Origin of the sequence: Flavobacterium sp. (assembly GCF_043778725.1) — a bacterium.
In the GTDB taxonomy this organism is placed as follows: domain Bacteria; phylum Bacteroidota; class Bacteroidia; order Flavobacteriales; family Flavobacteriaceae; genus Flavobacterium.
Genome location: NZ_JAYWFT010000039.1, coordinates 1 through 24,273, shown reverse-complemented (window position 1 = coordinate 24,273; position 24,273 = coordinate 1). Strand labels below are relative to the sequence as shown.

The window sequence follows — 24,273 nt, the reverse complement described above, 5'->3', positions numbered from 1 at the left end:
AATAAGTATAAATTATAATGAAAACAATTAAAGGTCCAGCACTATTTTTAGCTCAGTTTTATGGTGAAAAAGCACCTTTTAATACTATAGAAAACATCTGTCAATGGGCAGCAAATCTTGGTTTTAAAGGCGTTCAAATTCCTACTTGGGATTCCAATTATTTTAATTTGCAACGTGTTGCAGAAGATAAAATTTTTGCGCTAGAATATAAAGCTATGATAAATAGCTACGGACTAGAAATAACCGAATTATCTACCCATTTGCAAGGACAGTTAATTGCAGTTAATCCGGCATACGATTTATTATTTGACGGTTTTGCACCTCAAGAATGTAAAAACAATCCATCTGCTAGATATAAATGGGCCGTACAACAATTAATGTGGGCAGCCAAAGCATCAGAAAATCTTGGTTTAACTGCTCATGCCACTTTTAGCGGTTCTTTACTTTGGCAAAATGTGTATCCTTGGCCACAACGTCCTGCAGGATTGGTTGACGAAGGATTTACAGAATTAGCCAAAAGATGGACACCTATTCTCAATAAATTCGATGCTTCTGGTGTTGATTTATGTTATGAAATTCATGCTGGTGAAGATTTGCATGACGGAATTTCTTATGAAATGTTTTTGGATAAAGTAAACCAACATTCAAGGGCTTGTTTATTATACGATCCGTCACATTTTGTTTTACAATGTCTTGATTATGTTACTTATATAGACCATTATCACGAACGAATTAAAGCTTGTCATATAAAAGATGCCGAGTTTAATCCTACAGGAAAACAAGGCGTTTATGGCGGATTTCAAAACTGGACAGACAGAGCAGGACGATTTAGATCGCTAGGTGATGGTCAAGTAGATTTTAAAAAAGTTTTTAGTAAATTAGCACATTATGATTTTCCTGGTTGGGCAGTTTTAGAATGGGAATGTTGTTATAAAAACCAAGAAGATGGTGCTAAAGAAGGTGTAGAGTTTATAAAAAATAACATTATTAAAGTTACAGACAAAGCCTTTGATGATTTTGCAGGAGTAGCACAAGACAAAGAATTTAATAAAAGAGTATTAGGAATTTAAAAAACACAAAGAATATTTTTATGAAGAAATTAATTATAGCAGTAACTTTTGTAACGATTTTGGCATCATGTGGTGATAAGAAAAAAGAAACAACAGAAGATGTAGAAATTAATCCAGCAGATACCTCATTTACCAAAACAGAAGCGGTAAAACCAGAAATTGCGGCCGAGTTTAAAAAAGGAGCCGATCTAATTGCAAGTAACGATTGCTTGGGTTGTCATAAAATAGATGAAAAACTTGTTGGTCCATCTTACAAAGAAGTTGCAGCTAAGTATAGTGCTAAAGATGAAGCTATGTTGGTTACAAAAATAATTGAAGGAGGAAAAGGAAATTGGGGTGAAATTCCAATGACAGCACACGAAGGTATTTCTAAAGAAGATGCAACACAAATGGTAAAATATATTATATCTTTAAAATAAAGTTACATGAAAAAAATGATTCTAATGGTAGCAATTGCAATTGCATTGTTATCTTGTAAAAAAGAAACCAAATTGCTTGCTGTAAATGAACAACCAATGACAAGTGAAGTTGCCAAAGAAAATACCTTAACAAGTAAAGAGAAAGCCGAAGGATGGAAATTATTATTTGACGGAAAAAGTTTAAAAGGTTGGCACAAGTATGGCACAGATTCTATAGGAAAAGCATGGGTTATAAACGATAAATCTATACATCTTGAAGTTTCAGACAAGAAAGATTGGCAAACAAAAAATGGTGGAGATATTTTATCTACCAATGAATTTGCAAATTTTCATCTTAAAGTAGATTGGAGAATATCTAAAGACGGAAACAGCGGTATAATATTTAATGTTCATGAAGATCCAGCACAATATAAATATCCATGGATGACAGGACCAGAAATGCAAGTTTTAGATAATGATGGTCATCCAGATGCAAAAATTATTAAACATAGAGCTGGTGATTTGTATGACTTATTAACATCTATAGAAACTGTAAAAAAATATGGACAATGGAATCATGCCGAAATTATATCTGATAATGGAAGTTTAAAATTTTATTTAAACGGAGTTAAGGTTGTAGAAACAACAATGTGGGACGATGCATGGAGATCGATGATCGCCAAATCTAAGTTTCATGAATTCCCGGGATTTGGAACCTATAAAAAAGGAAAATTATGCCTGCAAGATCATGGAAATAACGTGTGGTTTAGAAATATAAAAATTAAAGAACTTAAATAAATAAAAAAAATCTGAAGTAAAATTCAGATTTTTTTTTGTAATTTTTATGAGTTTTGACATATTGAGTTATTCAACTTGTCATTTTTTTAGCATTTTATATGTCTGATGCAGATTTATTGAAACTAAATTTACAATACTACATAAATCTAAAAAATACAAAAAAGTATATTAATTAAGCACAATATCAGCAATGATTTAAAACTAGTTTTTAGCTGTTTATCTTTTCCTTTTTTAGTTGTTAATTATTTTTAAAACAATTTTAGTAACTAATCTTTTTATGGTTTTTGTTCTTGGTCAAACCCAAAAAGTAGTGCTGCTTTAAGTACATCAATATTAATGTCTTTTAGCGTTTTAAACTTAATGCAATATCCAGTAACGCTTGCTTTACCTATTAATTCTCCGTAGGTTTTGGGTAAGTATTTCTTATCACTAATGCCAAGAATATAGACAGATATTCCGGATGTGTTTGCGCTTAAACCAATTTTATAAAAGGCTTTGGTTGTACCATCTGCATATTTTATATTGTGAAGTCCATAGCCTATATTGGGATTTGAAACAATTTTGTTTTCGCTGTTTTTGCCATCCAAGAACCATAATTTACTTTCAGGTTTTATTTGTAAAATCATGCTGTGCAATGTTTGCATGTCGCTGCTTTTTAGCTCGGGTTGACTGGCAATGTATTCTTTAATTTGTGCTGCTACATTCATTTTAAATATAAAATTAGGAGTTGTTATTTTACCTATTTTAAATTTTCTTTTTTAAAATATTTTCTAATTCTTTGGTATTATTTTTAGAATTATTGCTCAATTTTCAGGCAAAAAATAACGGTATTATTGTAAAAAAATCTAAGTTGTTTTGGATAATACTGTAAAATACAATTCCTATAAGAAATACAATTAAATCGCATTGATGATAGAAGCCGATTTTAGTTTTTTAGCTACTTGTAATAATTCTTGATCAGTTAATTGTGATGGCTTTTTTCTTCCATTTTTATTATTTTGGTTAGGTTTTTTTAATGTTTAATTAGGTTTTTGAAAACAATTGTTAGCTTTTGGAATTAATTTTCTTCTTCATCACAATAGTCGTTGTAGTAGTAGACAATTTCTACAATGTTATCTTTTTTAAATTCTTTTTTGTTTATTTTCTCAACTAGTATTTTGCAGTCAGAAAAATATTTTACTGAATTGATTTTAAAGCTAAATGAAAGGTCAGTTGCATTCTCTTCATTTTTTCTTTTTACATAGTAAGTACTTTCAAAATCATAAACGTAAATTTTTCTATAATTAAAATAAGTTAAAGATTTAGTCGGATCAACATAAGCTTTTTGAGTTATAAACGACTTTTTATAAAGGTTAACATTTCCTTCTTCCATAACCTCCATTATGATTGGTTTCTTTGAGTATTTGTCAGGTTTAATGTATAAATATTTTTCTGAGAAACCATAGCCAGAAAAAATTAATCCAGAAGCCATTTTAAAATCCCATTCCTTTATTTTAGCATCTAAACTTACTCTAAAATATATTTTTTCTTTTTTGATTTCACCAAAACCTTTGACTGAAGTGCTGTCATTGAAAAGTATTGTCGCTTCTCTTTCTTGACCGAAAACATTGGTACAAATAGTGATAACAATTAGAATTATTATTTTTTTCATTAAATTATTGAATTCGGAGATTTGATTTTTACTAACTTTTCACTAACTTATTCTTGTATAACAACCGTCATTGGAATTGCATACCTACAATTTACATTTTTTCCGTTTTGAATGGCTGGTATGAATTTATCATTGGCAAATTTTTCAGCAAAAACCCTAATAAGTTCCATATCGTATTCGAAAAAGCCGCAACTACTAGAATTAGATGCAAAAGCAATTTGACCTTTTTTAGAAATGATAAATTGTACTACTGTTTTTAATCTTTGATTTCCAAGTTCTCGCAGGTCAGGAGTTTGATAATTATTGGCTAATTTTTTTCGAATAAAATCGAATGTACACGTTTTTTCATCGGGCGTGCCTTTGCATAATTCATATAGTGGTTGAATTTCAAGACCACTATCATTAACCGATAAAACTGTGCTTGTTTCGGATGGAACTTTTTCTTCAACTCTTTTAGAAGTGAAAATTGCATATAGGCTATCAATAGTTTTTAAGCGATTTACTGTATAATTTTCAAGTAATATATATTGATTTTTAGATTGTGGAGCCAAATATGACTTGGCGGAATTTCTGTTCAACAGATAATAAAACCCCATTAGTTTTGAAAACTTTGCGCCATTTATAGAATCATTTATAGATTTGAAATCCTGCTGGCTAATTTCTTTTAAATAGCTTTCAAGTTCTTCAAAAACCTTATCTTGACGCTCCACATACTCAATTAGTTTTTGGTTGTTTGTTTCTTTTATTTCTTTTTTAATGGCATTGGTTTGTGCTTTACCAAAGAAAACAGACAAGAGCAGTAAAATGACAATTTTTGATTTCATGGATTTAGTTTTGAAGAGTAAATATATAAAAAAACTGCAAGATTTTGGATTGCAGTTTTTGATTTTGTTTATAAGCACTGATCACAAGTTTACACCATCAGGTTTTTAAAGTCCTACTTCTTAGCAACCGTTATTTTTGCTAAAGTCACGTTTAAAAAGTACTTTATTATTTTGCGCAATATAATCGCCTGATATAATCAAGTAAGGATGATTATGCGAATAACCTGCGCTGTGGCTTCTTACAATTATTTTGTCATTAACTTTCAGGTTTTTTAATTGTTCAAACTCTTTAGGAATAAATTGCATCATGTATTCATCGTCATTAATTCTGACTATTAGCCATTTTGGACCTGATAATTTTGCGTTTTCACGCCGAAAAGTAACAGAAGTTACAACGGCTTCCATATCGGTAAAAGCGTTTATGGAAGCTCTTATTTTATCATGACTGGCATATACCTTTTTACCTTCAGGAGAAACTTCCCATTTTTTGTATTGAATACCATCTGGTGAAGCTTCCCATTTTTTTCTTTTATCCAACATGACTTTCTTGTCAGTAATGGACAAAGGTTTTTGGGATGGCTTAGTTTCGTTTTTAATTTCATGATTTGCAAATACTAGTCCGCTTACCACAACCAGTGATACGATTAGCGCATAGAAGATTTTTTTCATATGTTTCTTATTTTTTTAAATTGATTTAGCGAAATTACTTTGATATTTTTTGGCTTTAGGGATTTAAATTGTAAATAAAAATGTAAACTTTGTAAATATAAACTTTACACTATGCATTTTAGTCGAAATCTCCTTTCTGGAAAACGCATGTGCCTGTTTCCATTGATGGTACTCTTGTTTATTGCGATAATCTGCATGGCTTTTAGTAGCGAAGAAAGTGACGAATTTAATTTTGCCAAAAGAGAAATTTTACTCCGCAGAATCGGACACGAACTACTTTTACAATCTGGCGACAGCACATCAAGAGTTCTTCCCATAAAAAATATAGCCGAAAATGAATACCAAATCAGTTTTGAGAATCAGCTTACTTTTCAATCTGATTTTCTAGTAAATAGCACACAACGTTTGTTAACCAAAGACGCGTTTGCAGGTGATTATGTCGTTAACGTACTTAATTGTGTTACTTCGAGTATAGTCTATGGATTTGTTATATCCAAAAATAGAAAAGAGGATATTATAAGCTGTATTGGAAGAAAGCAACCTAAAGCATGTTATGTAATTAACGTTAAATTTAAACCTGTAGGAAGATATACTGCAAAGATTGGCTATATTCTAGGTAGTCTTTCATTTTTAGCAATTTTTGGTTTTGTTTTTAAGAAATCGGTTAAGCCCAAGAAAGATCTACCTAAAGAGGAGGAAAGCAAGATTTTTACTTTTGGTTCGGTTTTATTTGATGCGCCAAAGCGGCAATTGGTAATAAATGATAACACCATAGACCTAACTGCAACCGAAACCCGAGTGCTGCTCATTTTTGCATTGTCTCCCAATGAAACTATAGCGCGCAGCCGACTGCAAAAAGAAATATGGGAAGATGAAGGAGTTATTGTAGGACGTAGCTTGGATATGTTTATATCAAAACTTAGAAAGAAACTGGAGCTTGATCCGAATAGTAATATAGTTGTTATTCGCGGCAAAGGATATAAGCTTGAAGTTAACTCTTAAAGAAACTCTAACTAAGCAACGTTTTCTTTATAGTAGATTGCAAATCCGCACTATCCGTTGTGGATATATTTGCACTATATGGTTTACAGAAAATGGAAACAGCAAGAAATTAGCATTTATTGCTGTTTGTAATAAATTGTTAAAACAAGAGTTTGCCAAAGCAAAATCGGGAGTGGAGTACAATGAAAATTATAGAAGTGCAGCCCAAAATGATTTAAATTTTCTTTTAAAGAGAAAATGAAATAAATTACTTTCTCCTGGCAAGACTAAATTTGTTTTTCCTACCCAAAAATAGTGAAAATAAATCTAATTTTATTTGATTTTAAGCACAGTTCTTCGTTAGCATACGTTTTTATTTGAATAATTCTTTAAATACATTTCTTTTCTTCTCATCAAATAATTCTCTGACAGAAACTTTTTTCTCTTGCTTAATCCAAGTGTTATTTTTCAATTTAAAAATGTATCCATAGAAATTATTGTCCGTATCAACTTTTAAGTTATCATATTGATATTTTTGATGGAAATAGGAATTTCCTTTTGAACTTTTAGAAATATATAATAAGACATATTCAGATTTTTCAAAATTTGGTCTTCTATAATGATCATATGCTACAAATTCAACGGTGTCATTTTCCACACGATTATAAACATTTTTGAGAACCAAATATTTACAACGAAAACCAGAATCCATTATATATGATTTTTGTACGATTTTCTCTCCAGTTAAACTATCAGTAGATATTACTTCTTTTTCTTCAGCATTTGGATCAAACTGTGTTACGGATATTTTCTTGCCAACAAAAGCAAAAAGATTTACATTTTTATCCTCAGAATAGAAATTGTCTGTCATTTTCTTTGCAGAAGAACAACTTATTAGAATACATACTAAAATTGTAACGAAATATTTTTTCATATTACGGAATTCCAAAATGACTGCTAAGGTTTCGGCACTACATGCAGTAGAGAGCTTCGGAACTGATTATTTTCTACTAAGATAATATTTCTTGCGAAACGCAAACGTGAACTTACTACAAAATTCGTAATTGTGAGAAACGGCTGTTGGCAGATTCCTTTATTTTTCTTTAAAATTCGTTTTCTTATTACGATTGGTTTTAAACATAAAAAAAACAGGTTTGGCTACGCCAAACCTGTTTTCTAAACTTAGTTTATGGCAATTTTGTAAATACCATATTCATTGGCATTTCGGGTGGAGAAGCTGTATATGAATCTTTTGGCTCATATTTTGCTACCCAATTCAATTGTGGTTGTCCGACATTTACTGGTATATATTCAATATCAACGGTTTGATAAATTCCAAATCTATCTTGATTAGGTTCCCAGTATCTAAAATGATGTTTATTAAAATTATCTATTTCCCAAAATCCTTCCCCAAAAATATAGTAGTTAATATTAGAACTTATAGTATCAAAAATGACAACATTATTTTTGGTATATTTAAATAGAATGTTAATTACATCTTCATAGTAATTTTGCCCATTTACCATTTCAACTTTAACTATTAATAGCTCAACTTTCTCTGTTGCTGTTTCATATTTCCAATTTCCAATAAATTTATCAAAAACTCCATTAACATCTTTAAAATAATGATTTTGTTCATTATTATTTCTAATGAAAGTCATCATTTGCTCAACAGGAGTTGTAGTTTGAGCGTTTAGTTGCAAACTAATTATAATCGTTATTATTTTTATAATATTTTTCATTTATTTTATATTTAGCGTTTAATCCAAGTTATATTTCCTTGAGCATCAAAGATTGCTTCAAATATTGAAATACCCATTCCATGTTCATTTTCTTGTCCTTTATGTACAACATATGTTTTTATGAAATTGATAAATTCATTTTTCATTTTATCCACATCAAGAGGGGATTGCTGATATAAATCAATAATTTTTTTATCATATTCTTGAGTAAACAAAGTCCATTCTGAAGGTGAATTAAATAAAGCATTCCAAGCATCCTTTGCATCATCTTTGTTGCTAATTCTTAATGCAAAAGTACCAGCACGAGAAACAAAAAGATCGGTTGTATTATTGTTATTTGTGTAATCAATTAGCTTTAAAAAATTTGCAACATCCATATCTGATTCTACTGGATTTGTTGGAGTCAAAGTATTACTTCCAGCTGGAATATAATTGTTTTGATGGCGATGCAACTTAATATAATATTCTTTTGGAACATTAGACCAATTTGTAGATATTCCTGTTGTTACATCAGGATTTATTGGAGTTTGACTTGAATTATACATTGCACCGCCTTCATATAAACCTGATGTCAATGTTGTTCTTTGTCCATCAATTTTTGATTTTATAGATGTTTTTGTTCCATCAGACTTATTATCGGTTAATTTTTGCAATTGTCTAATGTTAGACGCATCATCAATAGTGTTAGGATTACCATCGATATCTGGTTCAATATTTTCAAGATTTGGTAAAATAGCAATTTCGTTGTCACTTGGTGTTGTTGGAGTGTTGCCACTAGGAGAAGATCCATCACTTCCGCCTCCGCCTCCGCCTCCGCTAGAACCACCAGCTTCTATATGCAAATCTGGATGTGATGATTCTGTACCACATAACGTGTACATATCATAACTAACGCACCAATGGCATTGGTCGCATGTCCCACTTGCACATTGACCTGTTCCTGTACAATGCCAAAATTCTATAGTAATAAAAGTACACGGAGAACCTATTTGACGATTAGATTGATAAAGATTAGCAACTGTTCCTTCAAATTTTTCAGTTAAACCTTGTTTTAACTGAATTAAATTTTGTTCAGTAGGTTTTAATTCAAGAATTGTTGATTGCCAACCATCTTTATAAAACATTGTCAAATTAAAAATACTTTTATTTATTCTTTCTTTTGGTTCAATTCTAAAAGTGTAGGTTATTTTTTCATTATTAACACACTTTTTAATTATATCAGTATCAATATCAAAATCACTCAACTCATAACTTCCATCTGCTGTTCTTGCAGATGAAATGTTTGTGTTTTGTTTAATACTAATAGAGCTTTCAAAGTTAATTAACCCTGTTTCCTTTTTAAATTGTTCAAATGATATATTGTTTTTGTCATTTGAATTTTTAATGTTTTCTACAAATTCATCTTTTGAACAATTGGTTAGCATAAAAAATGCTAATACTCCTAAAAGCTTTGGAATAATTTTAAATTTTTGTTTCATAATTTAATTTTTATTATTTTATCTCATTTCGCAAAGTGCAAGGCTGTTATTTAAATCCGTTTTAGAAACTGTTTTTTGTTTAACGCTTTTTTAACATTTTTATTATGCGTAATTTTCGTCAAAGGTTTCTGCCAACGTTCCCAGGCTTTATGTCTGTTGCTGTTTTTGTCACAGACCAAAGCAAATATACCGAAAACTTTTGGAAATAAAACATGATGAAAAAGAAAAAAGATAAGAGACCAAGCGTCCAAAAAAGCCCAAGCGCAGCAATAGCATAAAACCTGTGTTATGCAACGTTATTCTTCAAACTTTTTCCAAATAAAATAAAAAACATCGAGAAAGTTGTTTCTTTCATTTTCGTCAACCGAATTAGCAGATAAACTAATTGTATGTTTTCCATCGCCAAAAGACAAAGAGTATGTAATTCCGTCCGCAATGTTGAAGTCTATTTCTGGCTTTTCAATATCTAGTTGGTTTAGTTTTTGAACAAATTCGTCAAAAATAGAAGTTTTTATTTCAGAAGGTATTTTATTAAATCTCTCTTGATCAGAATCAGTGTTGTAGATTTTAGTAATGTAAGAAATACTATCATTCTTTCGAGTAAAATTCAAGCTTATAAGTTTGTGATTTCCATAAACAGCTTCTTTCACTTTAATCAGATCGATATATGTAATATTAATTTTTTCAGCGAGTTTATAAGAATTATTTTGGCAAAATGTTAAATTACAAGTTGCAAAAAATATTATCAGAAGTATGTTATTTCGTTGTGGTCTCATATAATGTTGCATAACGTTCCGGCGCTTGGCGAGGTTGCGAACTTCGGAACCGATTATTTTCTGTTAAAGATAATAATTCTTGCGAAATGTAAACGTGAATTTACTACAAAATTCGCAATCTTGCCAAACGCCTGTTAGTGGCAGTATTAATACCATTCCTTAATTTCAGTGTCAAATTCTTTCAAGTTGTGATTTAAGAATTTAAGTTCTAAAATATATTCATTTTCTAGTTTTTTATAGACTATTTTGTCAGCAATATATTTTTCAATTAAGTTTAAGTTTAGTTTTTCTTTTAACGTTTTTATTTCATTTGGATAATTTCCATTTTCAGTTTTATAAGTTTCTATTTTATTGGTCAATTTAATTCCAATATTATTTGCTGTGTAATCATAAGTTTTAAAAATAAGTACAATTAAAACCATATTAGTAAATCCTAAATAAGCTAATCGTTCAGCGTATTTTCTCAAGTTGGAATTATTATTTGTTCCTCTATACCATCTTGCTATGAAGCCTCCAATTCCCATTGTTATCATAATAACCCAAAACGCATAAAAATTAGCTAAAGAAGCAATTAGCATACAAATTAAGATTAGCAAATAAGTAATGTATTTTTGAGTATTTGAAGCTTTATTTAATGTTAAATTAGAATTGAAGTTTTTGATTTGATTATTTCGAAGATTTTTATCTGACATTCTAATATTGTTGATAAAATCTGTCAGTTTGTTTTCGTCAATTTTTATTTGACTTAAATTTATATTCAACTCTTGAGCTCCAACATATTTATTTAACTTGTTTAACCAACTAAAAGCATTTTTTTTGAACACAAATGTTTCGTTGACAACTATAGATATGAATTTTTGATTATAAATATCTATCAAATAACACTCTTTAATTTGTTCCCATTTGATTTCTTTCTGTTTTGTTGTTCTGTCCCAAATTCCATTTTCATTTATTATAATTTGAGGTCTTTTGTCTAATAAAGTAAATATGCTAACTGGAATTCCCAAACCAAAAAAAGAAGCAATAAACCAACCCATATAATAATCAAAAGTTCCATTTTGCTTTTCAGAAATCATCCAAACTCCAATTAACACAAAAGGTAAACACAAAGCAAGAATTTTTATTCCTTTCGAGTTAGATTTGTATAATTTTAGTTCTGTCATTTTTGATATTGTCTTTTTTTCTGCGAGTTCCGAAAATATTGCCACTAACTAGTATATAGGCGCTACATCATAGCGTCTATACACCCATATTTGGTATGATTAACGCTACTCAATAGCGTATTTTAATCAAATATATAAAAATAAATTGCAAATCATCAAATGGACTTTTTTTTTACTGAATACTATTGGTGCTTACATAGGATAGATTTCGGTAGTTTTACTACTGCTATGTCCTAGTAAATCTTGTATGAAACGCACAAATAGGTACTACTTGCTAATAAATGGGTTGCAAAATTGTAGCGTAGCAAACGTATGGTTATTGGTTTTTTAATTTATCTCTTGAAATACTGTATTTATAAAAGACCATCACCGCTTAGCCCAGATGGGAGCAACTACCGTGTAGTGCGGACAGCAGGAAAATGGTTCGCAAAAGCTACCAAACTATTCGCTCAAAAAAAAGAGATTCCTACGGTATGACAAACATTGTAGCATTGAAATGCAGAGAATGTGAAACAAGTTAAGATTTAAAAAAAAGACTAGACAAGTTCTAAAACCTATCTAGTCTGATCAATTAAAACCAAATCTAATTAAATGGTATCAATTAGTAATCAATTCTTCGCTTTGGTTTCTAAACACCAATTGTCCGTCAAAACTGTCTAGTAAAATAATGCTGTCGGTGGTTACCTTTCCCGACAAAATCTCTTTAGACAATTGATTTAGTACTTCTCTTTGAATGACTCTTTTTACTGGTCGCGCTCCATATTGTGGATCGTAGCCTTTTTGTGCTAGATAGTCTATTGCTTCTGGTGTTGCGTCCATTGTGATGTTTTGCTGTGCTAGCATTTTGGTTACGCTTTTTAGTTGCAAGCCAACAATTTGCTTAATATTGGCCGCTGTTAATGGCGTAAACATTACAATTTCGTCAATTCTGTTGATGAACTCTGGTCGAACGGTTTGTTTCAACAATCCCAAGACTTCTAGTTTGGCTGCTTCGGTTGCGGCTTCTACGCCACCTTTGAGGTTTTCAAATTTCTCTTGAATTATTGCGCTTCCCATATTGGATGTCATGATGATGATGGTGTTTTTGAAATCGGCAACACGACCTTTGTTATCTGTCAATCGTCCTTCATCTAATACTTGTAATAAAATATTAAAAGTATCGGGATGTGCTTTTTCAATCTCGTCTAACAAAATCACAGAATAGGGTTTTCTTCGCACGGCTTCGGTTAATTGTCCGCCTTCGTCGTAACCTACATATCCTGGAGGCGCACCAACCAATCGGCTCACACTGTGGCGTTCTTGGTATTCGCTCATGTCTATACGCGTCATTGCGTTTTCATCGTCAAATAAATATTCGGCCAATGCTTTTGCCAATTCGGTTTTTCCAACGCCAGTTGTTCCTAGAAAAAGAAAGGTTCCGATAGGTTTTTTCATGTCTTGCAATCCGGCACGACTTCTGCGTACAGCATCGCTAACAGCTTCGATAGCTTCTTCTTGACCTACAACTCTGTGGTGCAATTCTTCTTCTAGTTTTAATAGTTTTTCTCGATCGCCTTGTAGCATTTTCATTACCGGAATTCCTGTCCATTTGGCCACTACTTCGGCAATATCTTCACGAGTAACTTCTTCTTTAATTAACGATGTTCCCGATTGGTTTTCGATTAATTGTTTTTGTAAAACGTCCAATCGTTGTTGTGCTTCTTTTATTTTTCCGTAACGAATTTCGGCTACTTTTCCGTAATCGCCATTGCGTTCTGCTTGTTCTGCTTCGGTTTTGAAATCTTCAATTTCTTGTTTTATGTTTTGAATGTTATCGACAACGTCTTTTTCTGATTTCCATTTGGTAAAAATTTCGTTTCGGTCTTCTTTAAGGTTTGCCAAATCCATTCCTAAAACTTTCAGTTTGGTTTCATCATTCTGTCTCACATTGCTATCTTTTTCATAGGAGTTCGACGAATATTCTATTTCTCTTTTAATGGCTTCAATTTCTATTTCCAATTGCATGATTTTTCTATCCAAAACGTCTAATTCTTCGGGTTTTGAATTGATTTCCATTCGCAATTTGGACGCAGCTTCGTCCATTAAATCAATGGCTTTATCTGGTAAAAAACGATTGGTAATATAACGTTGCGAAAGTTCTACCGCTGCAATAATAGCATCGTCTTTGATGCGTACTTTGTGGTGTGTTTCGTATTTTTCTTTGATTCCGCGGAGAATAGAAATGGCACTTTCGGTATCGGGTTCATCGACTATTATTTTTTGAAAACGTCGTTCTAGCGCTTTGTCTTTTTCAAAATATTTTTGGTATTCGTCTAGTGTTGTTGCACCAATAGCACGAAGTTCGCCACGAGCCAAAGCAGGTTTTAGAATGTTGGCAGCATCCATTGCGCCTTCGCCACCGCCAGCTCCAACAAGCGTATGAATTTCGTCAATAAACAAAACGATATCGCCTTCGCTAGAAGTTACTTCTTTTACGACTGCTTTTAGACGTTCTTCAAATTCGCCTTTGTATTTAGCACCAGCAATTAATGCGCCCATATCTAACGAATAAACAATTTTATCTTTTAGATTTTCTGGTACGTCGCCGTCAACAATTCTGTGGGCTAATCCTTCGGCAATGGCAGTTTTACCAACACCAGGTTCACCAACTAGCATTGGATTGTTTTTGGTTCTACGCGTTAAAATTTGCAATACTCTACGAATTTCTTCATCACGACCAATTACAGGATCGAGTTTACCGTTTTTGGCTAATTCGTTGAGGTTTTTAGCGTATTTGTTTAGCGAATTATAGGTTTCTTCGGCAGAAGCAGAGGTTACACGTTCGCCTTTTCGCATTTCGGCAATTGCTGTTTCAAGTCCTTTTTCGGTTACACCTTGGTCTTTTAATATTTGAGCAATCTTACTTTTAGATTTAAAAATTGCTAGTACCAAATGTTCGATAGAAACGAATTCGTCGTTCATTTTTTTGGCAATACTTTCTGCTTCGTTTAATGTATGATTGGCTTCACGAGAGAACATGATTTCGCCACCAGAAACTTTAGGAAAGCTTTGAATGGTTGCATCTAGTACTTTTTTAAATAGGTCAACATTTACGTTGAGTTTTTTCAATAGAAACGGAGTGACGTTTTCATCAACTTCCAAAATTCCTTTGAAAATATGTTCGTTTTCGAGCTGTTGTTGCCCAAAACTTTGTGCAATTTGCTGTGCTTGTTGCAAAGCTTCTTGCGATTTAATGGTTAAAATTTTGAAGTTCATATTGTTAACGTTGTGTTTTTGTAATTTTTAGTTGTATGTTGTTTTTCATGTTTTGGTCAATAGTTATTCCAATCGGTATTTTAGGTCAAAATGACTGATTTTGAGAAGAAAACACTATTAAAGTTACGACAAAAAGTCGGGTTGAGCGACATAATTTCAGTTTTTCTATACTAAATTTAAAAAGATTCAGTTACTTATAAAAAGGACTTTATGAAAGTAGTTAGTTTTTGTTTGCTGTTTTTGTTTTTGATTTCTTGTACTACAGTTGATAAGCAAAATCCATTGGATAAATTGGCTAAATTAGATGTGAAATTAAGTGTTCCAAAAGAAGGTGAGTGGCTTGCTGAACATCCAGAAGACGCGCAAAGTTTTGAAAAATATTGTTCTATAAAACCCATTTCAATTTCTGATAAAAGAAAGGTAATTTATATTCAACCCATTGGAATGTTTACTTCTGAGGAGAACCAAATTGTTGAAAACACAGTAGCTTATATTTCGTTATTTTTTAAATTAAAAACCTTGGTATTGCCTACAATTTCAGAAAATTATATTCCTGCAAATAAAAAAAGAATTAAATACGGAATTGAACAATTGGATGCTAGTTATATTAATAATAAAATTTTGCCTAACAAGATTCCCAAAGACGGTATTGTATTGATGGCAATTACGGCTAAAGATTTATATCCTAGTCCGAGCTGGAATTATGTTTTTGGCTTGGCAAATTATGAAAAGCGAACCGGAATTTCATCATTTAATAGGTTTCTTACAAATGATGATTTTACACTTTGTTTGGATAGAACTATAAAAACGGCTGTTCATGAAATTGGTCACATGTTTTCTATGAAACATTGTAAGCATGCCGTTTGCCTGATGAATGGCGTTAATCATATTGTGGAATCGGATAGTAAGCCTAATGTTTTGTGTTCGGAATGTTTGAAAAAATTATCTTGGAATTTAAAATATGACGATAAGCAGCGATTGAAAGGATTAATAAGTTATTTAAAAGAACACGATTTAGAAAAAGATGCTGTAATATTGCAACAACAATTAGACGTACTACTAAAAAAATAAAAATGAGTTTATTTAAAAATATATTTGGAGGTTCAGAAGAGGAACCAAAAACTTCAAAACTGAATTGGAATCCATTGACTGATTTGGGTCAGTTGAATGAAATTAGTGAATTATCAAACACAAAAGCGGTAGCTATTTTTAAACACAGCACGCGTTGCAGTATTAGTAGAATGGCATTAAAGCAATTTGAAAACGAATTTCTTTTAGACGATAAAATAACGTTGTACTTTCTGGATTTACTAAATTACAGAGCGATTTCTAACGAGATTTCAAGTCGTTTTGACGTTGAACATCAATCACCACAATTGATTGTAATAAAAAATGGAAATGCAATATATAATGTATCTCATGGCGATATTGATGCTAATGATTTAGAACGATATTTATAAAAAAAACTAACAAAAAAATGAAAATTCTATACTCAACTGCCTTTTTTTTAACTTTATTATTAGTAGGATGTTCGGCAACAAAAGAAACTAACTTTTTGGTTGGAACTTACGCCGATACTTCAAGTCAAGGCATTAACGTTATTAAATTTAATGAAAAAACTAAGGATATTTCGTTGCAATCTGTTGTTGCCGGAATTGCAAATCCATCGTTTGTTATTACCAATAAATCCAAAACAATTGTTTTAGCGGTAGAAGAAACGGCAGGTGATAATGGCGGCAAAGTAACTTCTTATTCTTATACTAAATCGTCCAAAAGTTTTGAAAAATTAACGTCTTTTTTTACTAAAGGAAATCATCCGTGTACGGTGGCTTTTAGTCCTAACGAAGATTATGTTTTGGTAGGAAATTATTCGGGCGGAAATCTTAGTGTTTTTTCTATTGATAAAGCTGGAAATCTTTCGGATAACAATCAGTTGATTCAATATGTTGGTAAAAGTGTAAATACTGAGCGTCAAGAAAAACCGCATGTGCATTGCATCGTTTTTCATCCAAAAGAATCTAAAATTGCGGTTGCCGATTTGGGAACGGATGCTATAGAATTGATTCCGTTTGACAAAAACTCGACGCCTTTTTTGAAAGAAAACGAAACTATTTCTACTAAAGTTGCTGCTGGTTCTGGTCCAAGACATTTGGTTTGGAATAAAGCTGGAAACCATTTGTATGTTACTTACGAGCTGACTAATGAAGTTGCGGTATTTGATTATAAAGACAATAAATTAACGCAAATTGAGACAATTGCTTTGACTGCTCCAACCAAAACTGGTTCGGCTGCTGAAATTAGATTGAGCAAAGATGAAAAATATCTGTATGCTTCGGTGAGAGGAAATGACAATCAAATTGTAGTTTTAAAAATTAACGAAGGCAGAAAACTTGAGGTTGTTCAAACTATAAAAACAGCCAAAACACCAAGGAATTTTATAATTACTACCAATCAAAAGAATGTTTTAGTGGCAACACAAGGTTCTAATTTGATTTCGGTATTTGATAGAAATGAAGAAACTGGCTTACTAATAGCAACTACAAAGGAGTTAACAATTAATAAACCAGTTTATTTGTTTGGTTTTTAGATTTTTAAGAGAAAAGAAAATTATCTTCTAAATTTATTTCTAGTAATAATCTCTTTTAGCTTTGCTTTTAAGTCTTCACCTGAGTCATAAACCATTTGCTCGTTACTAGGAAATGGTACAGCTCTTCTATCAAAATTTGGATAATAGGTTTCTTCACAAGCGCGTTTGTCGCCATTGTATTTTGCATAGATATAATCAAAAATAAATTCGCTAGCAAGCGGAAATGTCTCAATAAGTTGGTTGGTCTTAAAATCTATATAATCTACTTTGGCAGTTACTTGAGCCGATTTATTTTGTCTAAATTCATAAATTGTTGCACTAATGGTTTTAAAATTATCAACCATAATAGTGTGACCTAAACTGTCTTTTACTGGTTGACCTTGAGCATTTAACAAGGCTTTTTTACCATCAAGAATTTGTTTTTCTTTAATTAATTCTTTTTCTTTTATTTGTTCTGGAGAAATATTTATTTGTCTAAAACCTACTATTAATCCGTAATCGTAAGTAATTCCTTTTTGCTTATTACTATGATAAACCGTCCATTTGTCGTTCAATCCAAAAGTACTAAAATCTAGTAAGTCGCTTTCTAAACGAACCGGAATTACCATATTGGTTTCGTTTTTTGTATAAACACTCACAAAGTCAGTTCCTTTTAATTGCGCTTCGTTAGTTAAAGCAGCAACATCTTTGTAGTTTGGGTTTAACGTATTCAAATACACCAAATCATCATAAGCACGACGAAAACTCATTTTGTCTTTTGTTGCCAATAGTGCTTTAGAATTGTCATAAAGATGTTTTGCAAGAGCATTTTTACTGCTAATTATCTGATCGGAATAATCTTCAAATGGAAAAATAGCATTGCGTCCTTCTTTAATAAGTTTCAACGGAAGAATTGGTTTAATTAATTCTTGACGGCTGTTTAATTGAACAAAAGTTGTGTAAATTTTCTCGGCATTACTAGGATTTGCATCTTTAAACCAAACATTGATGTTTTGTAAATCGCGCTCTTTAGCTTTTGCAAAAGCTTCTTCTAATAAATAAATATAATCTTGTTTACCTTTGGCGTCTTTTCTATTTCTTAAACCTTCTACAGCAGTTTGAATCGCCGTGTCGTAGTCGCCAGAAGTTAATGATTCTCTAGTTTGTCTTACACCACAAGAAGTGATCAGCACAAAAAAGGTTACTAGTAAAGTAATTTTTTTACTCATGCGCTTTTATTTTTTTGAATTCGTGAATCTTCGATTTCATGATTTATAGTTTTATGGTTTTTATTTGGAGCAATCCAAATATTGAGCCTAAAGATAAATGCTAATTATTTTCTAACAAAAGGAGGTAACAATTTGCTAGAAACTTCACCAAAACCAATTCGTACAGAACTATTTTGACAAAATCCTTTCATAGTAACCGTATCGTTGTCATTGATAAATTTACGTTCGGTTCCATCGTTCATCTTTATCGGATTTTTTCCACCCCAAGTTAGTTCTAACATAGATCCAAAACTGCCTTCTGTTGGTCCAGAAATAGTTCCAGAACCCATCATATCGCCTGAATTTACTCTGCAACCATTAGAAGTATGATGCGCCAATTGCTGACTCATTGACCAATACATGTATTTAAAATTAGATTTAGAAACCAATGATGGCGCTACATTTTCAGGTTCGATATATACTTCAAGATTAATGTCGTAAGCATGTTTTCCTTTTTGTTGCAAATAAGGAAGTGGTGTTGGTTCTTGTTTTGGACCTTTGGTTCTAAAAGGTTCTAGCGCATCCATAGTTACTATCCAAGGAGAAATTGAGGAAGCAAAATTTTTGGCTAAGAATGGTCCAAGTGGCACATATTCCCATTTTTGAATATCTCTTGCGCTCCAATCATTCAGTAAAACCATTCCGAAAATATAATCTTCGGTTTCATTTATAGATACATTTTCTCCCATAACATTAACATCAGTCGTTATAAAAGCTGTTTCTAATTCGAAATCTACTGATCTTGACGGTCCAAAAACTGGAGAGGTTTCTCCAGCTGGCAATGTTTGTCCCATTGGTCGGTGTACAGAAACTCCAGACGGAACTATTGTAGAACTTCTACCGTGATATCCAACCGGAAGGTGAAGCCAGTTTGGTAATAATGCATTTTCTGGATCACGAAACATTTTTCCTACATTAGTTGCATGTTCTTTACTTGAATAAAAGTCGGTATAATCACCAATTTGAACTGGTAAAAGCATTTCAATATCACTAATATTGAAGATTACTACTTCACAATGGTCTTTATTGTCTCTAAGTATTGCGTTTTTTTCGTCAAATAACTCAGCCAATCTGTTTCTAACTAAGCGCCAAGTTTTTTTACCATCCGATATAAAATCGTTCAAGGTATCTTGCATGAACATATCGTCTGTTAATTCTATTCCTTCAAAGTATCCTAACTGTTGTAAAGCACCCATATCTATAGCATTATCTCCAATTCTAGTTCCAATTGTGATTACATCTTCTTTAGTAAGAAAAACTCCAAAAGGAATATTTTGAATTGGAAAATCACTATTTTCGGGAACATTAATCCATGATTTTCTAGTTGGGTCATTTGCTATATTTGGCATATTTTGATATGTTGATTTGTTGTTGAAAAAATTGTAATCAAATATATCATTTAGAATTTATTTGACAAACATATTTCGTAATTTTGAAAAGTTTTTAACGAAAATCAAAAAAAATGCAACGCGACGAACAAATTTTTGACTTAATTCTTGATGAGCAAGACAGACAAATCCATGGAATAGAGCTAATTGCCTCTGAAAACTTTGTAAGTGACCAAGTAATGGAAGCTGCTGGTTCTGTTTTAACAAATAAATACGCCGAAGGATATCCTGGAAAAAGATATTATGGAGGTTGTGAAGTGGTAGATATTGTAGAGCAAATCGCTATTGATAGAGCCAAACAACTATTTGGTGCAGACTATGTTAATGTACAACCACACTCTGGATCACAAGCTAATACTGCTGTTTTTGCTGCTTGTTTGCAACCTGGAGATAAAATTTTAGGATTCGATTTGTCACATGGTGGACATTTAACACACGGTTCTCCAGTAAACTTTTCAGGAAAATTATATTCTCCAAGTTTTTATGGTGTTGAACCCGAAACTGGACAATTTGATTATGATAAAATTCAAGCAATTGCTACTAAAGAGCAACCTAAAATGATTATTGCTGGTGCATCTGCTTATAGTCGTGATATGGATTTTAAACGTTTTAGAGAAATAGCAGACTCAGTAGGAGCATTGCTTTTGGCTGATATTTCGCATCCTGCAGGATTAATTGCTAAAGGATTAATGAATGATCCTATTCCGCATTGTCATATTGTAACGACTACTACACATAAAACATTGCGCGGACCAAGAGGCGGAATGATTATGATGGGTAAAGATTTTGAAAATCCATGGGGTTTAACCACTCCAAAAGGCGAAATTAGAATGATGTCTCATATTTTGGACATGTCCGTTTTCCCAGGAAATCAAGGCGGACCGTTAATGCACATTATTGCTGCTAAGGCTGTTGCTTTTGGCGAATGTCTTACAGATGAATTCTTTAGATACGCAATGCAAGTTCAAAAAAATGCAAAAGCTATGGCGGAAGCTTTTAACAAAAGAGGTTATAAATTAATTTCTGGTGGAACAGACAATCACATGATGTTGATTGATTTGAGAAACAAAAATATTACTGGTAAAGAAGCAGAAAACGCACTTGTAAAAGCAGAAATTACTGTAAATAAAAACATGGTTCCATTTGATGATAAATCACCTTTTGTAACTTCAGGTATTCGTGTAGGAACGCCTGCAATTACAACACGTGGATTGGTAGAACAAGACATGGAAAAGGTTGTAGAACTTATTGATAGAGTTTTAATGAATCACACCGACGAAGCTGTTATTGAGCAAGTTGCTGATGAAGTAAACGAAATGATGAGCGAAAGAGCTATTTTTGTTTTCTAATTACAAGACAATTTTTTCATAAAAAATAAAACCTCCAAAATAATATTTTGGAGGTTTTTTTATATGGAAGTCATTTAAACTTTTTTCAATTGGCTGCAAAATTGTATTTTCATCCCATATTTCATCTTTTTTTAATTCCGTAGCGCTACTATGCAATAAAAAAAAGCTAAATCTGAAACAAAAACCCTAATTTTTCGCTTCAATGAAAAAAGTTTAAACGACCTCGTGAACTACAATGGTTTTTTAGGAACTTCCTTAGTTGAAATTGCATCCACTTTATTTTCAGGATTTACTACAACACTTAGCTCTCTTTCAAAATATTTTTTCTCATAAATTATTTTATATCGAAACTGATAATTATCGGTTTCTACATCGTGAATGACTTCTATAAGTTGTAAATCGATAAATTTGCCATTTCTATTGTTCATTTTCTGGCAAGTTTTGGTAATTTTTTCAACGGTTGCGTTTTGGATGACTTTGTCTGTTGCTTCGTTTTTAGTAAAGGTTTTAAATCTAGACGTGTTGCAAGTTTCTAATAATCTTCGTCCCAAGTCGTACGCTCTGTTTGTTTTTATTGCAATTACTTCATCAACAGCAACTTTTACGTATCGATTATAAGGTTCAGCAACTGTTGTAGTTCCATTTTTCTTGCTTTTGCAAGATAGGAACGCACTTATTAAAATTAGAACAACTATTTTTTTCATAACATAACTATTTCTTTTGTATTAACTTAAAATCCCACTTTTTAGTATAAAAAAACCACACATTTCTGCATGGTTTTTAGTTTCTTTATTTGAAATTAGTACAAACTTTTAAACTTTTCAGGATTGGCTTCGCTCATAATAGCATGCACTTTTTCGAAAATATCTTCTACTGATGGTTTCGAAAAATAATCACCATCTGTTCCATAGGCTGGTCGGTGTGGTTTAGAAGCTAATGTTTGTGGTGCGCTATCTAAATAGTTATAGCCTTTTTGAACTTCTATAATTTCTTGTAAAATATAAGCACTTGCGCCACCAGGAACGTCTTCATCAATTACTAAAAGACGATTTGTTTTTGCAATACTTTTTACAATATCATGATTTACATCAAATGGTAACAACGACTGAATATCGATAATTTCACAATTAATTCCGACAGTTTCTAGTTCTTTTGCTGCTTGTTCTACCAATCTCAATGTTGAACCATAAGAAACCAATGTAATGTCATTTCCTTCTTTAACAGTTTCAACAACACCAATTGGCGTTTTGAATTCGCCAAGATTTGTTGGCATTTTTTCTTTCAATCGATAACCGTTCAAACATTCGATAACCAAAGCTGGTTCGTCTGTTTGCAGTAAAGTATTGTAAAATCCGGCTGCTTTAGTCATGTTTCTTGGAACCAAAACATGAATTCCGCGAATGGCATTAATGATCATTCCCATTGGTGAACCCGAATGCCAAACGCCTTCTAAACGATGACCACGCGTTCTAATAATTAATGGTGATTTTTGTCTTCCGGCAGTTCTGTATTGCAATGTTGCTAAATCGTCACTCATTATTTGAATGGCATACAACAAATAATCTAAATATTGAATTTCGGCAATCGGACGCAAGCCACGCATGGCCATTCCAATTCCTTGTCCGAGAATTGTAGCTTCACGAATTCCGACATCAGCAACACGAAGTTCACCATATTTTTCTTGCATTCCTTCCAATCCTTGGTTTACATCGCCAATATTTCCAGAATCTTCTCCAAAAATTAATGTTTCTGGATATTTTGTAAAAATCGCATCAAAATTATCTCTCAAAACCAAACGTGCATCAACTTCTTCAGCAGCATTATCATAGGTTGGAGCAACTTCAACTGAATTTAATACATTTTTATCTGACTGCGAAAACAAGTGCGAACTGAATTTTGGTTGAATTTTATTGGTATAATTGGTTATCCAAGTTGCCAATTCTGATTTTCTATTTTCGTTGATAATCATGCGCAATACTTTGCGTGCAGTAGTCAAAATTTCCTTGCGAATTGGTTCTTTAATAGCTGCTAAATCGGCAGTGATTTTATCTATAAAAACTTTATTATCACTAGTGTTTGCAATTGAATTTAATAAGTCAACCAATTCTTTTTGTTCCTCTTTCATTGGAGTTACAAAGGCAATCCAAGCGGCTTTTTTACCTTCAAGAACGTCTTTTTTTGCTTGATTGTCAATTTCGTCTAACTCTTCGGTTGTAGCCAAATTGTTTTCAATTAACCAAGATCGCATTTGTGTCAAACAATCAAATTCGGTTTCCCAAGCTAATCGTTCGGCATTTTTATAACGTTCGTGACTACCAGAAGTGGAATGTCCTTGTGGTTGTGTTAATTCTTGAACGTGAATTAAAACAGGAACATGTTCTTCACGAGCAATTGCAGCTGCTTTTTCATAAGTAGCCACCAAAGTTGGATAATCCCAACCTTTTACATTCATGATTTCATATCCTTTGTTGTCTTCGTCACGTTGAAATCCTTTTAGAATTTCAGATATATTTTCTTTAGTAGTTTGGTGTCTTGCATGAACCGAAATTCCGTATTCATCATCCCAAACGCTCATTACCATTGGTACTTGTAAAACGCCAGCAGCATTGATGGTTTCAAAAAATAAACCTTCCGATGTTGAAGCATTTCCAATTGTACCCCAAGCAATTTCGTTTCCGTTTTCAGAAAAATTGGTTTTATCTTCAAGACCTTTTACATTTCTAAAAATCTTTGAAGCTTGCGCCAATCCTAACAAACGAGGCATTTGCCCAGCAGTTGGAGAAATATCGGCGCTAGAGTTTTTTTGTTGGGTTAGGTTGTTCCAATTTCCGTTTTCGTCTAGTGAATGCGTTGCAAAGTGTCCGCCCATTTGACGACCAGCACTCATTGGATCAAAA

23 protein-coding genes are annotated in these 24,273 nt (G+C 32.2%); 9 read left to right on the top strand and 14 right to left on the bottom strand.

Going from position 1 to position 24,273, the window contains the following annotated elements:
- The first annotated feature begins 17 nt into the window (after nt 1–17).
- The 3 genes from ACH2CG_RS03550 to ACH2CG_RS03540 are packed head-to-tail and all read left to right on the top strand — an operon-like array spanning nt 18 to nt 2,266.
- Nucleotides 18–1,070, top strand: a complete 1,053-nt coding sequence (locus tag ACH2CG_RS03550; protein WP_395062261.1) for a sugar phosphate isomerase/epimerase family protein — start codon at nt 18–20, stop codon at nt 1,068–1,070.
- A 20-nt stretch (nt 1,071–1,090) separates the two neighbouring features.
- Complete coding sequence (locus tag ACH2CG_RS03545) at nt 1,091–1,489, top strand: c-type cytochrome (RefSeq protein ID WP_395062259.1); 399 nt, start codon at nt 1,091–1,093, stop codon at nt 1,487–1,489.
- Between the two features lie 6 nt (nt 1,490–1,495).
- On the top strand, nt 1,496–2,266 hold the full coding sequence (locus ACH2CG_RS03540) for a DUF1080 domain-containing protein (RefSeq protein WP_395062257.1): 771 nt from the start codon (nt 1,496–1,498) through the stop codon (nt 2,264–2,266).
- A 275-nt stretch (nt 2,267–2,541) separates the two neighbouring features.
- On the opposite strand, the gene ACH2CG_RS03535 is transcribed toward ACH2CG_RS03540, so the two are convergent.
- The 4 genes from ACH2CG_RS03535 to ACH2CG_RS03520 form a co-directional block, all read right to left on the bottom strand.
- On the bottom strand, nt 2,542–2,973 hold the full coding sequence (locus tag ACH2CG_RS03535; protein ID WP_395062255.1) for a DUF1801 domain-containing protein: 432 nt from the start codon (nt 2,971–2,973) through the stop codon (nt 2,542–2,544).
- A gap of 350 nt (nt 2,974–3,323) precedes the next feature.
- Nucleotides 3,324–3,917: a hypothetical protein gene (locus ACH2CG_RS03530; protein WP_395062253.1), complete on the bottom strand. Its 594-nt coding sequence runs from the start codon at nt 3,915–3,917 to the stop codon at nt 3,324–3,326.
- Nucleotides 3,918–3,964: 47 nt separating this feature from the next.
- The gene (locus tag ACH2CG_RS03525; RefSeq protein WP_395062252.1) at nt 3,965–4,741 is read right to left on the bottom strand and encodes a hypothetical protein; all 777 of its coding nucleotides are present in this window, start codon (nt 4,739–4,741) and stop codon (nt 3,965–3,967) included.
- Between the two features lie 120 nt (nt 4,742–4,861).
- Nucleotides 4,862–5,410, bottom strand: a complete 549-nt coding sequence (locus ACH2CG_RS03520; RefSeq protein WP_395062250.1) for a hypothetical protein — start codon at nt 5,408–5,410, stop codon at nt 4,862–4,864.
- Nucleotides 5,411–5,521: 111 nt separating this feature from the next.
- Here ACH2CG_RS03520 and ACH2CG_RS03515 point away from each other — a divergent pair, with 111 nt between their 5' ends.
- Nucleotides 5,522–6,412 (top strand): winged helix-turn-helix domain-containing protein, encoded by an 891-nt coding sequence (locus tag ACH2CG_RS03515; RefSeq protein ID WP_395062248.1) that lies wholly within the window; start codon nt 5,522–5,524, stop codon nt 6,410–6,412.
- The gene (locus ACH2CG_RS03510; RefSeq protein WP_395062310.1) at nt 6,396–6,653 is read left to right on the top strand and encodes a hypothetical protein; all 258 of its coding nucleotides are present in this window, start codon (nt 6,396–6,398) and stop codon (nt 6,651–6,653) included. The genes ACH2CG_RS03515 and ACH2CG_RS03510 overlap by 17 nt, the downstream gene beginning before the upstream one ends.
- Before the next feature lie 111 nt (nt 6,654–6,764).
- On the opposite strand, the gene ACH2CG_RS03505 is transcribed toward ACH2CG_RS03510, so the two are convergent.
- The 6 genes from ACH2CG_RS03505 to clpB form a co-directional block, all read right to left on the bottom strand.
- Complete coding sequence (locus tag ACH2CG_RS03505) at nt 6,765–7,325, bottom strand: hypothetical protein (protein WP_395062246.1); 561 nt, start codon at nt 7,323–7,325, stop codon at nt 6,765–6,767.
- A 253-nt stretch (nt 7,326–7,578) separates the two neighbouring features.
- Nucleotides 7,579–8,133, bottom strand: coding sequence for a DUF6705 family protein (locus ACH2CG_RS03500; RefSeq protein WP_395062244.1), 555 nt, complete (start codon nt 8,131–8,133; stop codon nt 7,579–7,581).
- A gap of 11 nt (nt 8,134–8,144) precedes the next feature.
- Nucleotides 8,145–9,611 (bottom strand): hypothetical protein, encoded by a 1,467-nt coding sequence (locus ACH2CG_RS03495; protein ID WP_395062242.1) that lies wholly within the window; start codon nt 9,609–9,611, stop codon nt 8,145–8,147.
- Nucleotides 9,612–9,907: 296 nt separating this feature from the next.
- Complete coding sequence (locus ACH2CG_RS03490) at nt 9,908–10,261, bottom strand: hypothetical protein (protein WP_395062240.1); 354 nt, start codon at nt 10,259–10,261, stop codon at nt 9,908–9,910.
- A gap of 272 nt (nt 10,262–10,533) precedes the next feature.
- Nucleotides 10,534–11,550 carry an STM3941 family protein gene (locus ACH2CG_RS03485; RefSeq protein ID WP_395062238.1) on the bottom strand — a complete coding sequence of 339 codons (1,017 nt, stop codon included), beginning with the start codon at nt 11,548–11,550 and terminating at the stop codon, nt 10,534–10,536.
- Between the two features lie 597 nt (nt 11,551–12,147).
- Nucleotides 12,148–14,805, bottom strand: a complete 2,658-nt coding sequence (gene clpB / locus ACH2CG_RS03480) for an ATP-dependent chaperone ClpB (RefSeq protein ID WP_395062236.1) — start codon at nt 14,803–14,805, stop codon at nt 12,148–12,150.
- 210 nt (nt 14,806–15,015) lie between these two features.
- On the opposite strand from clpB, the gene ACH2CG_RS03475 reads away from it, so the two are divergent.
- From ACH2CG_RS03475 to ACH2CG_RS03465, 3 genes are read left to right on the top strand one after another with little or no spacing between them, the layout of a single operon-like run.
- Complete coding sequence (locus ACH2CG_RS03475; protein ID WP_395062234.1) at nt 15,016–15,876, top strand: archaemetzincin; 861 nt, start codon at nt 15,016–15,018, stop codon at nt 15,874–15,876.
- Nucleotides 15,877–15,878: 2 nt separating this feature from the next.
- Nucleotides 15,879–16,265: a bacillithiol system redox-active protein YtxJ gene (gene ytxJ / locus ACH2CG_RS03470; RefSeq protein WP_395062232.1), complete on the top strand. Its 387-nt coding sequence runs from the start codon at nt 15,879–15,881 to the stop codon at nt 16,263–16,265.
- 17 nt (nt 16,266–16,282) lie between these two features.
- Nucleotides 16,283–17,392, top strand: coding sequence for a lactonase family protein (locus ACH2CG_RS03465; protein ID WP_395062230.1), 1,110 nt, complete (start codon nt 16,283–16,285; stop codon nt 17,390–17,392).
- 20 nt (nt 17,393–17,412) lie between these two features.
- Here the strand turns inward: ACH2CG_RS03465 and ACH2CG_RS03460 are convergent, their stop codons facing one another.
- Nucleotides 17,413–18,600 carry a hypothetical protein gene (locus ACH2CG_RS03460; protein WP_395062228.1) on the bottom strand — a complete coding sequence of 396 codons (1,188 nt, stop codon included), beginning with the start codon at nt 18,598–18,600 and terminating at the stop codon, nt 17,413–17,415.
- Nucleotides 18,601–18,704: 104 nt separating this feature from the next.
- On the bottom strand, nt 18,705–19,988 hold the full coding sequence (gene fahA, locus ACH2CG_RS03455; protein WP_395062226.1) for a fumarylacetoacetase: 1,284 nt from the start codon (nt 19,986–19,988) through the stop codon (nt 18,705–18,707).
- Between the two features lie 113 nt (nt 19,989–20,101).
- Here fahA and glyA point away from each other — a divergent pair, with 113 nt between their 5' ends.
- Nucleotides 20,102–21,376 (top strand): serine hydroxymethyltransferase, encoded by a 1,275-nt coding sequence (glyA, locus tag ACH2CG_RS03450; protein ID WP_395062224.1) that lies wholly within the window; start codon nt 20,102–20,104, stop codon nt 21,374–21,376.
- A 230-nt stretch (nt 21,377–21,606) separates the two neighbouring features.
- Here glyA and ACH2CG_RS03445 read toward each other — a convergent pair whose 3' ends face one another.
- Together ACH2CG_RS03445 and ACH2CG_RS03440 are read right to left on the bottom strand one after the other, a co-directional pair.
- On the bottom strand, nt 21,607–22,080 hold the full coding sequence (locus ACH2CG_RS03445) for a hypothetical protein (RefSeq protein ID WP_395062222.1): 474 nt from the start codon (nt 22,078–22,080) through the stop codon (nt 21,607–21,609).
- A gap of 95 nt (nt 22,081–22,175) precedes the next feature.
- On the bottom strand, nt 22,176–24,273 hold a 2,098-nt coding region (locus ACH2CG_RS03440), incomplete at its 5' end, for a transketolase C-terminal domain-containing protein (RefSeq protein WP_395062220.1).

Excerpts from the sequence above, each read along its gene's own strand:
- ACH2CG_RS03550 (WP_395062261.1), top strand. The coding sequence starts at position 18 with ATGAAAACAATTAAAGGTCCAGCACTATTTTTAGCTCAGTTTTATGGT.
- ACH2CG_RS03545 (WP_395062259.1), top strand. The coding sequence starts at position 1,091 with ATGAAGAAATTAATTATAGCAGTAACTTTTGTAACGATTTTGGCATCA.
- ACH2CG_RS03540 (WP_395062257.1), top strand. The coding sequence starts at position 1,496 with ATGAAAAAAATGATTCTAATGGTAGCAATTGCAATTGCATTGTTATCT.
- ACH2CG_RS03535 (WP_395062255.1), bottom strand. The coding sequence starts at position 2,973 with ATGAATGTAGCAGCACAAATTAAAGAATACATTGCCAGTCAACCCGAG.
- ACH2CG_RS03530 (WP_395062253.1), bottom strand. The coding sequence starts at position 3,917 with ATGAAAAAAATAATAATTCTAATTGTTATCACTATTTGTACCAATGTT.
- ACH2CG_RS03525 (WP_395062252.1), bottom strand. The coding sequence starts at position 4,741 with ATGAAATCAAAAATTGTCATTTTACTGCTCTTGTCTGTTTTCTTTGGT.
- ACH2CG_RS03520 (WP_395062250.1), bottom strand. The coding sequence starts at position 5,410 with ATGAAAAAAATCTTCTATGCGCTAATCGTATCACTGGTTGTGGTAAGC.
- ACH2CG_RS03515 (WP_395062248.1), top strand. The coding sequence starts at position 5,522 with ATGCATTTTAGTCGAAATCTCCTTTCTGGAAAACGCATGTGCCTGTTT.
- ACH2CG_RS03505 (WP_395062246.1), bottom strand. The coding sequence starts at position 7,325 with ATGAAAAAATATTTCGTTACAATTTTAGTATGTATTCTAATAAGTTGT.
- ACH2CG_RS03500 (WP_395062244.1), bottom strand. The coding sequence starts at position 8,133 with ATGAAAAATATTATAAAAATAATAACGATTATAATTAGTTTGCAACTA.
- ACH2CG_RS03495 (WP_395062242.1), bottom strand. The coding sequence starts at position 9,611 with ATGAAACAAAAATTTAAAATTATTCCAAAGCTTTTAGGAGTATTAGCA.
- ACH2CG_RS03485 (WP_395062238.1), bottom strand. The coding sequence starts at position 11,550 with ATGACAGAACTAAAATTATACAAATCTAACTCGAAAGGAATAAAAATT.
- clpB (WP_395062236.1), bottom strand. The coding sequence starts at position 14,805 with ATGAACTTCAAAATTTTAACCATTAAATCGCAAGAAGCTTTGCAACAA.
- ACH2CG_RS03475 (WP_395062234.1), top strand. The coding sequence starts at position 15,016 with ATGAAAGTAGTTAGTTTTTGTTTGCTGTTTTTGTTTTTGATTTCTTGT.
- ytxJ (WP_395062232.1), top strand. The coding sequence starts at position 15,879 with ATGAGTTTATTTAAAAATATATTTGGAGGTTCAGAAGAGGAACCAAAA.
- ACH2CG_RS03465 (WP_395062230.1), top strand. The coding sequence starts at position 16,283 with ATGAAAATTCTATACTCAACTGCCTTTTTTTTAACTTTATTATTAGTA.
- ACH2CG_RS03460 (WP_395062228.1), bottom strand. The coding sequence starts at position 18,600 with ATGAGTAAAAAAATTACTTTACTAGTAACCTTTTTTGTGCTGATCACT.
- fahA (WP_395062226.1), bottom strand. The coding sequence starts at position 19,988 with ATGCCAAATATAGCAAATGACCCAACTAGAAAATCATGGATTAATGTT.
- glyA (WP_395062224.1), top strand. The coding sequence starts at position 20,102 with ATGCAACGCGACGAACAAATTTTTGACTTAATTCTTGATGAGCAAGAC.
- ACH2CG_RS03445 (WP_395062222.1), bottom strand. The coding sequence starts at position 22,080 with ATGAAAAAAATAGTTGTTCTAATTTTAATAAGTGCGTTCCTATCTTGC.